5 protein-coding genes and 4 pseudogenes are annotated in these 9032 nt (G+C 66.5%); 2 read left to right on the top strand and 7 right to left on the bottom strand.

The genetic code is table 11. From position 1 onward, the window contains the following. Nucleotides 1-998 precede the first annotated feature (998 nt). Complete coding sequence (locus tag ACLZOT_RS09420; RefSeq protein WP_416968308.1) at nucleotides 999-1415, bottom strand: peptidase inhibitor family I36 protein; 417 nt, start codon at nucleotides 1413-1415, stop codon at nucleotides 999-1001. Nucleotides 1416-1541: 126 nt separating this feature from the next. On the opposite strand from ACLZOT_RS09420, the pseudogene ACLZOT_RS09415 reads away from it, so the two are divergent. Further along, nucleotides 1542-1634: pseudogene (locus ACLZOT_RS09415) on the top strand (response regulator transcription factor); the annotation flags it as partial. 747 nt (nucleotides 1635-2381) lie between these two features. On the opposite strand, the gene ACLZOT_RS09410 reads toward ACLZOT_RS09415, so the two are convergent. From ACLZOT_RS09410 to ACLZOT_RS09395, 4 genes and pseudogenes are all read right to left on the bottom strand, one after another. After that, nucleotides 2382-2906 (bottom strand): RICIN domain-containing protein, encoded by a 525-nt coding sequence (locus ACLZOT_RS09410; RefSeq protein WP_416968307.1) that lies wholly within the window; start codon nucleotides 2904-2906, stop codon nucleotides 2382-2384. A 172-nt stretch (nucleotides 2907-3078) separates the two neighbouring features. Then, a pseudogene (locus ACLZOT_RS09405) lies at nucleotides 3079-3225 on the bottom strand (transposase family protein); the annotation flags it as partial. Between the two features lie 16 nt (nucleotides 3226-3241). Beyond that, nucleotides 3242-3508 (bottom strand): annotated as a pseudogene (locus ACLZOT_RS09400) (IS110 family transposase); the annotation flags it as partial. Between the two features lie 34 nt (nucleotides 3509-3542). Then, on the bottom strand, nucleotides 3543-4706 hold the full coding sequence (locus ACLZOT_RS09395; RefSeq protein ID WP_416968306.1) for an ISAs1 family transposase: 1164 nt from the start codon (nucleotides 4704-4706) through the stop codon (nucleotides 3543-3545). A 338-nt stretch (nucleotides 4707-5044) separates the two neighbouring features. On the opposite strand from ACLZOT_RS09395, the gene ACLZOT_RS09390 reads away from it, so the two are divergent. Continuing rightward, a complete protein-coding gene (locus ACLZOT_RS09390) occupies nucleotides 5045-7921 on the top strand; it encodes a toll/interleukin-1 receptor domain-containing protein (RefSeq protein ID WP_416968305.1) in 2877 nt (958 codons plus the stop codon). 105 nt (nucleotides 7922-8026) lie between these two features. On the opposite strand, the gene ACLZOT_RS09385 is transcribed toward ACLZOT_RS09390, so the two are convergent. Together ACLZOT_RS09385 and ACLZOT_RS09380 are read right to left on the bottom strand one after the other, a co-directional pair. Further along, nucleotides 8027-8416, bottom strand: a complete 390-nt coding sequence (locus ACLZOT_RS09385; RefSeq protein ID WP_416968304.1) for a transposase — start codon at nucleotides 8414-8416, stop codon at nucleotides 8027-8029. A 104-nt stretch (nucleotides 8417-8520) separates the two neighbouring features. Next, nucleotides 8521-8823 (bottom strand): annotated as a pseudogene (locus ACLZOT_RS09380) (IS110 family transposase); the annotation flags it as partial. Nucleotides 8824-9032 lie beyond the last annotated feature (209 nt).

Below are 9032 nucleotides of genomic sequence, written 5' to 3'. Positions count from 1 at the left end.
ACCTGCCCGGCCTCAGCCACCGACAACGAAATGGGCCCCCGACTCCGTCGGCGGCCCATCACGAAAGATCGAGGCTAAGACCGTGGACATGACCACATTGTGACCCAACTTTCCTTACCTCACAGGAGGTTCGCCGAGGCGGGCCGGCGCAACGACCGTGTGGTGCTGCCGCAGGTCATCAGGTGTGACGGGAAGGTGTATGTGGGCTCCGGTGGCCGGGCGCCGCGGCGGTTTCGGGGACGGCCGTACGACTTCGCGCCGCCTGACAGCCGCGCGCCGCTGTGAGATCGGCACACCGAGAAGGTCGCGGTCCCTGGGCCCATTCCGCCAAGAGATCCTGGTGCTGCGCCGGTTTTGCGGTCACACCTGTGTGCACTGAGCCGCTTCAGCGGCCACCCCGGCGTGTGAGCGGCCACCGGGTGTTGACGGAGTCGGTGAGCGGAGCGCTGTGGACATGGCAGACTCGCGTGGTCAGCGGCGTTCTATGGTCGCTGACCACGCGAAGGGGCTCCTGGCCGTGCGCCCCGGCACCCTGGTCTTCAGGATCAGGGTGCCGCTCGCCGGTCAGATCAGCCCAACTGGTGCTTGGCCTTGCACTCGTAGTACGCGTACGTGCCCGGCCGGAGGTGGTCGCAGGGGCCGCCGGACGAAACTGTCGCGAAGCTGAAGATTCCTGCGGCGGAAAGTATAAGGGCTGCGAGAATTCTGCTCATTTTTCAGTCCGATCGATTGTGGCGATCAAGTTATGGATGGCGTGCCGCGCACATCTGACGGGTCGTGTGCGCCGGATGGCCGGGCACGCACGAATAAGGCAAGAACTGGCGGCCTCGCGTAATCGGGAGTCGCGTCTTCCTCTCACCGTGACCAGTCAGTCAAGCCGAAATATCACCCCAGCTCAACAGGACGCGACCGAATCCCGGCCTCGAGAAGGCCGATTTCCGGCATACGTAACGTCGCTGGCCAGGCCGCCCTGACCTTCCGTCACCCCTGCTGAACAGCTACGCACATATGATGGGCCGCCACTCGCAAGGCTGTTTCCATGAGCTGATGCTGTCGCTCCAGTCCCCCAGTCTGGGAATCTGAGTGCGTCCACTCATCGAGAAGCTGGCCCCTCCGTAGCCCGCATGCTCGTAGAACCTGATCCAGTAATTAGTGTTGTTGATGATGGAACTCGCTCGGTCGTTCATGTAGTCACCGACATTGGGGCGGTCATGACCCTTGAGATTACCGATCCAGCGCCCCTCGTAATTCGCGTGCTGGAAAATGCATACATAGTGGTCAGGGCAGTCGCCAGGGGCGGCGCTCGCGGCAGGCGCGGAAGCTAAACTGCCGCCCGCTATGACGGCCACCACCGCTGCCGGCACGGCCACTCGTCGGAGGAGTCGCTTGTAGGTCACAGGAGAGATTCTTTCCATTTTTTGATGAAGCCGAGGTGTTCGAGCACAGCTCCGCCAGTGTGCCGGGACCTCGCTGACCGGATGCTGACCCAACCTGACCGGACGATCAGGAAGGCGGGCCGGCGCTGTGCGAGGCCGCACGACATGCGCATCCTGGTGGTCGAAGGCGAGGTGGACCTTGCTCACACCCTGCACACCGGTCTGACCGCCGAGGGCTACAGCGTCGACCTCGCCTATGGGCCTTGGCCCAATGCCGGGTAATTGACGTTTTCGCAGGTCACACAGGTGGTGCTGGAGACCATGATGTTGCGGAGTGGAGGCAGGGGCCGAGCTTGTGGATGAGGCTGCTGACGGCCCATCGATTCAGTTGCCTGCACATGCTCTCCAGGGTGATATCGCCGAAGCGGGCAGCGATGGCGCGGGGCTGTCAAAGACGCGTGGGGTCTTCCTGGAGGAGTGCAAGGACGCGGTGTCGTCGCCGTGCGGCAGGGGTGGCGTGCCGGTCGTCCCGGGATGCCATGGGCAGTGCCGGTGAGTGGACCTCTTTCATCCTTCTCGCAGGTGTAAATGGGCTGGTGGACAGAGGCGTGACAGGGCAGGGCCCCTCGTCGTTGGCCTGGTGATCTCACTCATCACGCCGGCGACCGAGGGGCCCTGCTGGTTCCGTATCCTTCTAACCGCTGTCTCCTGAGGGCATGGCGGGGCTGGGGAGCCGAAGAGACCGGCCGTGTAACCGTAGAGGTTCCACTTCGGTAGCACGGTCACATGGCCGAGTGGCAAGGTGCCTCTGTTCGGCTCAGCGTGCCGTTGGGTCACTGGCGTCGAAACGGTCCTCGAATCAGGCCGCCCACCTGGGTGTTCGCCGGCGGCCGGTGGACCTGACGCCGGTGGCCGAGCGCCGGCGCGGGCACCGCGAGCGGCACGCCCCGGACACAACCTCGGACCGCCCCCGTCTTCCACGACGGCGGTCAGCGGGCAGACGGGTCACGCCGGGCGATAAACCCGGTACCACTTCTGGTAGTTGCCGCCGTTGCACCCCAGTGCGTAAACACTTCCGGCCGCATTGCTGTCGAGGCAGATCGAGCCGTTGTGGACCTCGGCTTCGGGAGAGCCCGTGGTCCGGAGTGTCCACATCTGAGGTCCGTACCCGGAACGGCACCGGTCGGCGATGATCGGCCCTGGGCCCCTGGCGGGGCGCTGCAAGCACAACCCGGTGGCCACATTCCGGATCGAACCAAGGGAATTGAAGCTGGCAGTCCCTTCCCACCTCTGATATTCCCCGTAGTTGCAACGGAGTGTGTAGACGTCGCCCCTGCCGTTGGAATCCAGGCAGCGAAGTGTCCCCAGGCTGACGAACTCGGTGCCGGCGGCAGCGATGCCGGACTGGGAGACCGAAGCACCCGAGGCCGATGCCGAACCGGGGAACAAACCGGTGACCAGCGTACCTAGCCCCAGGGCCAGGGCGGCGACGCGTGTGCCGACCGTCAGGGATGCTTGCCTTTTCTTCATGCTTCTCTCCTCAGCAGTGTGAAGCGATGGCGAAGACATTCCGTCAGTGTGCTCGAACCGTGCTGACCCGTTGCTGATCCGACCTGACCAGATGATCAGGAAGACGCTCGTTCACTCAGCTTCAGTCGTCAGTGAGCGACTCTGTCGGGAATCTTGATGCCGGTAGTCATTTGCCCTGGCGCTCGCAGATTCTGATGATCCGGTGGGTGCGGGCAGCGGTCAGGTCGTGTGTGCGGCCCGGCAGGGCGGGTGAGAGCCACAGCAGCCGGCCAGCCGGGTCGGTGACGACCTGCACGTTCACGCCGTGGCGCCGGTGTTTGATGCCCCTATGTTCGTCAAGCTGCGGTCATCAGGATCGCTTCGGTATCAGGCTGCTGGTGGCACGCGATCATGTCGGCGCGGATCAGGTGGTAGACCTCGCGGGCTGTGTAGCGTTTCAGGCAGCGCATGACCTCGCGTTTTCCCTTTCCTTCGGCAGTGCGTCGCTCCAGGTAGAGACGGGTGCGCTCGTCTTGTCGCATGCGGGTGACCACAATGCGGTGCAGCGCGGCGTTAGCCTGCCGGTCTCCGCCGCGGTTGAGCCGGCGGCGCTGGCTCTTCCCCAGGGTCTCTTGCATGATCGAGGTCTGTCCGGGTTCATCCGGTGATGCCGAGGGCGGCCAGGGGCCTTCGCCAGTCGCGAGCGGTGTGACGTAGGGCGGCGGCGATGTTGGTGTGGCCGTCCTGACGGTGGACGCTGATGGCGAGGTTGCGCAGGCCGGCCATGATGCGTGGGAGATGCCCGGCATGGATCTTGGAGTCGTCCTCGCGGAGCGTGCGGTCGCGGACGTGGTGCAGAAGATTTTCGATCTTCCAGTGGCCTCTGATCCAGTCGGCGAGCTGGGCGCCGGTAATGGCGCCGGGCGGCAGGCTGGTGATCAGGTGGACGCGCTCGATGGTGAGCTTGCCGCTGGTGAAGTCCTTCCTCCAGCGCACGACTTGCAGGGCCTGGCGTGCGTCGGGGTAGTCGAGGTGGGCGAAGGCGGCGGTCTTCAGCCGCCGGATCTCCAGACGGTGGTGGGCGCGGGTGCGGTCGTGGTGGTCGAGCGTGATCTCGCGCCAGGGCAGGCGGCGGACGCGGTCGAAGAGGCCGGGATGGTTGGCCTTGACCTGGGCGATGTAGTGGGCATCGCGCTCGCGGAGGTAGGTGCCGTGAGCGTGCTGGGTGTGCAGCGCGTCGGCGGTGATGACCGTGCCGGTCAGGTCGACGCTGTCCAGCAGGGGCCGGAAGGCGGGGATCTCGTTGCTCTTGTCGGCGACCTGGCGCTGGGCCAGGACGTGACTGCTGTGGTCCATCGCGGCGAGCAGGGTGACGTGCCCGGTGACATGGGTGCGCGAGCCGCGCAGAGCTTTGCCGTCAACGGCGATCGCCCGCGGTCCGGGGCCGGCCGGGGTGGCGCGGGCGGTTAGGAAGGCGCCGGTCGCCCGGTCCAGGGCGTCGCCGTCGAGCTGGACGAGCAGACGGCGCAGGGTGTGGGGGTGCGGGACGGACACGGTGCCGGAGAGCGGGTCGGTGGGGAAGCCGGGAACCCGGCAGGCCCACGCGGGGACGTCGCTGATCCATTCGGTGATCGCGGTGAGCGAGCGGGCACCGGCCAGGACGCTCGCCGCGGCTGCGGCGACCAGGGCGGACAGCCGGTAGCGGCGGCCACGGGCGCCTCGCGGGTCGGGCACCAGGTCCAGGAAGCCGGACAGTGCGACCGCGTCCGCCAGCGGGATCGGCGCAACAGTCCGGCCCAGTTGGGCCAGCGCGGTGGGCATGGGGGAAGATGCAGGAGCAGGCACGGACTCGCCAGGTGTTCATGGGACTTCGACACTCACATGATCACTGAGACTGCGCCTGCACCGCGTCCGCCCCCTGCCCGAACCGGGGTGTCCCCTCCCGGGCTGGGCCAGCACGGCACTCCGGACGAAACGTGATCACGCAACGGCCCCTGGGTCCTGCCCCGGGAACGCCCCCAGGCCAGTGCCACCTTGTCAGCCACACCCGCGAAGTGCGTGAGAACCATGCTGATTGCGCATGGGCAGCCTCAACTCACGCCCCGGAGAATTCGCCTATCCGCATCACGGATCCGTTGCCCGCCATCTACAGTGAGTGAATGGGGTTTCGTGCTCGCTCTGCGGACGACGTCTTTCGTTACGCCTTCAGGCTGGACAGCGGACACCGCTCCCTGAGCGACGGATTCGGCTGGACCATTCTGTTCCTCGGCGACAGCGGCGAGCTGTCCAGGGAGTTCCTGCTGCGCCACGGAGTGGACCTCAGCATCGCGACCGCGCACCGGGTCCGCTTCGTCTTCTTCTCCGAGATCCCGGAGCAGGCGATGTACCGCTTCCAGGAGGCCCGTGCCTTCGGCCGGTCGCAAAGGCGATCGTTCCTCGATCTGCTGGAGCGCGCCCTGCGGAGTTCGCCCCGCCGGCATCAGCCGCTCGACTGGGAGGGAGACCCCTGGCGGGTTCTGCGCCCCGCTGCGTTCACGCCCTTCACGGGCGCGCGGGATGTCCACACGCACCTCAGCAACGAGTACCGCTTCTCGGAGTTGGCGATCCCGGGAGTCGAGGCCTCGGTCAGGTTCGCGCAGACCCTGGGCATCGGACGCCATGTGCCCTGTCTGCTCATGTTCACCGACCTCGGAGCCCCGCACTACCACATCCTGCCGATCGGGGACCTGACTGCTGCCGAGGCCTACGCCCGCGTCCGGGGCTGGATCGACTCGTTCTACGAGACCAACCATTTCGACCTGACGCGCTGGTCCTCGGTCGAGCAAGAGATTCAGCGGCTGGCCGCGCAGGCCCGTCGTTCCCTACAGTCCATCCAGAGCGAGCCTGAGCAACGCAAGAGCGACTGGCTCAGCCTGAGCACGCTCGCGGAGTGTGCACGCATCACACGAGAGAGCCCAGCCGAAGCCCTGCTGACGCTCCAGAGGCTCCCCCTCCGGTCCCGCATGCACTGGCGGATCAACGGAGAGCTTTACAACCTGCAACAGCGAGGCAGGGAGCTCGAATCCCGGGAGGAGACCGGGCGGAAACTCTCCGTGCTCGCCCGCTCTCTCCAGGACACCTCGGACCCGTACGAGATCTCCGTTCTCCTCGGCCGGCTGAGCCGCCGAAAACCAGCCGGACTCTCCCCCGAGCTTCGGCAGGCGATAGAGGCGGCCTCCGCCGCCCTTCAGACCGATCCCCCGCCCGTTCCACCAGACGTCGAACTCTTCATGTGGTGGCGGCACATCGGCGGTTCCCCATTCTCCACGCACCAGTTCCTTCGCCTGCGCCGCGCGTGGCGCACATTCCACCAGCCCCTGCAGCGGGCGGACGAGTCGGACGCAGAGCAGGAGAAGAGGGACTACACCGCCTTCTGGACAGCGATCGGGCACTGCCCTCTATCGGCAACGGCGGAAGACACCGCGGAAAACGTGCGCGCATACCTCGCACGCCACTACGAAGTGGCACCTTCCGAACCCACGTGGCTCACAGCCACAGACAAGCTCCGCGATCATGTGGTCGGCGGTGTGCGCAAGTACCAACGCACATGTCCTAGCTGGATTCTTGAGTGGACCCCTCCCGCGCTGCTGCACGAATGCTTGCTTCCCAGCGGCCAGCGCGATGAGAACAGCCTCCGGCAGTTCCTCGCCTCGTCCGCCAGGCTGGTCGCTGCCACGCGCGACCGGAGCGCGGATTCCGGCAACCGCTTCGCCGCATCCAACAAGGTCTATTTCCACCATCGGGACGTTCTCGCCCAAGTGCTGCTCGCGGACGCCCGCCGAACGAAGACGGTTCCCGAGAGTCGCGCGTCATTTACACAGGACACAGCCGACTATCTCGAAAAGGTACGAGCGGAACTCCAGGCCGAGATGCAGAAAAGTTCCGAGACCGTTTTCGGTGAATCGGTGGACATTTCGGCGCTCAAGGACGGTCTGGTGGTCGCGGAACGTCTCGGCGCGGCGCTGGACGAATACGACGAAGCCGTTCGCGGGCTGGTCTACCCCTATGTGTACGACCCCCGTGTTATTCCATACGAGACCCCGCCCGACCTGATCGAGGCCACCATCGGTCGGTACGGGCGTGACCTGCTTCCCGAAGCCAACGCGACGCTCCGGAAGGCCGTGCAGCAGACCCACGAGGATACCGGTGAGGTGCTGGCCGGGTGGCAGGGCGCGCGAAGGGAAGCCGCCAGATGGACGCCTGAAACCCGACTCGGGGAAGTCGTCACCACGGTGCTGACCCCAGCGAGGACAGCCGAGGTCCTGGACCCGTTTTCCGGTGCGACGGCCGAGGAGAAGGTGTCCCGCGCCGTACGGGATCAGCGTGCGGTGGAGTTGCTCGCGTCTCTGCGACCCGAGGAACTGGCCTCGGTCCTGGAACACGCCCGCCCGTCCGACGCACCGCGTCGCCCCCGGCTCCTACCAGAAGAGACGGTGACACCGACCGTGGTACTGAACTATTTCGGACTGAGTGCCCCGCCCCGGGTGTTCATTTCCTACGCACACGAGAACGACGGCGGTGTCCACGCCGAGCGTGTACGGGCGCTGTGGCTGCTGCTGCGTGCACGGGGGGTCGACGCACGGCTGGACCTGTCTGCGGCGGAGGAGCCGCAGGACTGGGCGCTTTGGATGCAGGGCGAGTTCCGGGCTGCGGACTACGTCCTTGTGATCGCGTCGCCAGCCTACAAGCGCCGCGCCGAAGGCACCGAGACCCCGGGTGCCGGAGAGGGCGTGATCTGGGAGGCGCGCGGCATCAGGAGTGAGGTATACGCCCGTCCGGATACCTGGTACCGCCGCATCCTGCGCGTCATCCTGCCCGACGGCTCTCGCGAGAACCTGCCCGACTATCTGGGCGGCCACGCCGTCACGCACTACACCGTCGACCCGATCGACGACACGGGCGTGGAGAAACTTCTGCGCTACCTCACCCAGCAGCCGTACGAGGTCGAGCCCCTGATCGGTACCCCTCCGCTGCTCCCGCCGCGCGGAGCGGAGTGACAACGCCGACCGCACTCGCTGATGCCCCCGGTCACGCCAAGAACTCGTCCAGCAGTGACCGTTGGCCGCCCTCGGCCTCACCGGATGAATCCGGACAGACCTCGATCATGCAAGGGACCCTGGGCTCTTCCCTGAGGATTTCTCAACAGGGCTGACACCGCACAGGGCGGCGAAGGAAGCCTCGCTGCCCAGCCGTTCCGGGTTGTCGCCCGCAGTGATCAGCAGGGCTGCCGCACTGTCCGGTCCGATCCCGAGCTGCTCCAGCAGGCTGGGCGCGGTAGCCCGGACCGCTATCGTCATCCGCCTTCCGAGCTCGGTGGCTTCTTGCCGAAGCTGCACGACGCGCTGCGCCAGCAGCCGCAGCGTGAAGACCGCCGTGTCGGCTGCCGGACTGCCCCCGCAGGTGTCCGCCAGTTCTGCGCACCGGCGGACCAGCAGCGAATTCGAGAGCGGCTCCAGCTCCTCGCGTAGGGCGTACGGAGCGTTGACCAGCACGGCCTTGAGCTGGTTGAGCGCCTGCGTGCGGGCTTTGACCGCGGAGTTCTCGCCAACCGGAGCATACGCAACGCTTCCACATGCCCGTCGCCGCTCTTCGGCAGTGCCCGTGCGATGCCGGACAGCGCGGCCCGGGCGGCAGACTCGGCGTCAAAGGCGTCGGTCTTGCCACGGCGGCGCCGGGTCGAGCGGTCGGGCTGGTTGACCTCCACCACCGGAACCTGCTCGGCCGCGAGGTGGCGAGCCAGGCCCGCACCGTAGGAACCAGTGCACTCCACCCCAGCCCGCAGCACCGTGCCGAACGTGCGCGCCCAGTCGAGAAGGTTGCGGTAGCCGGGCGCGGTGGCCGGGAACTCCCCTGTGTTCAGCAGTCGGCCGAGATGGTCAAGGACAGCGGCGACGTGCACATCCTTGTGGGTGTCGACGCCCAGCACCACTACGCGCGACTCGACCTCAGCCCCAACAGCGTGGACAGCAGGAAAGACAGCAGGTATGGCGAGGGCGGTCACGGTGCTCCTGTTCGATGACGTACCGATAGCCAGCACCGGTCGGTGGAGCGGTGAGAACTGTGACGATGCCTTCGAGGCCAAGGCCCCTATCGGGACACGCTCCGCCG

This window comes from Streptomyces sp. 4F14 (genome assembly GCF_048159485.1).
In the GTDB taxonomy this organism is placed as follows: domain Bacteria; phylum Actinomycetota; class Actinomycetes; order Streptomycetales; family Streptomycetaceae; genus Streptomyces.
Note: the sequence above shows the minus strand (reverse complement) of the source record. Positions and strands in the feature narration are given on the sequence as shown.

What these genes read in the sequence shown, in the direction of transcription:
- ACLZOT_RS09410 (WP_416968307.1), bottom strand. Translation starts at nt 2,906, where the DNA reads ATGAAGAAAAGGCAAGCATCCCTGACGGTCGGCACACGCGTCGCCGCC.
- ACLZOT_RS09390 (WP_416968305.1), top strand. Translation starts at nt 5,045, where the DNA reads ATGGGGTTTCGTGCTCGCTCTGCGGACGACGTCTTTCGTTACGCCTTC.
- ACLZOT_RS09395 (WP_416968306.1), bottom strand. Translation starts at nt 4,706, where the DNA reads ATGCCCACCGCGCTGGCCCAACTGGGCCGGACTGTTGCGCCGATCCCG.
- ACLZOT_RS09420 (WP_416968308.1), bottom strand. Translation starts at nt 1,415, where the DNA reads ATGGAAAGAATCTCTCCTGTGACCTACAAGCGACTCCTCCGACGAGTG.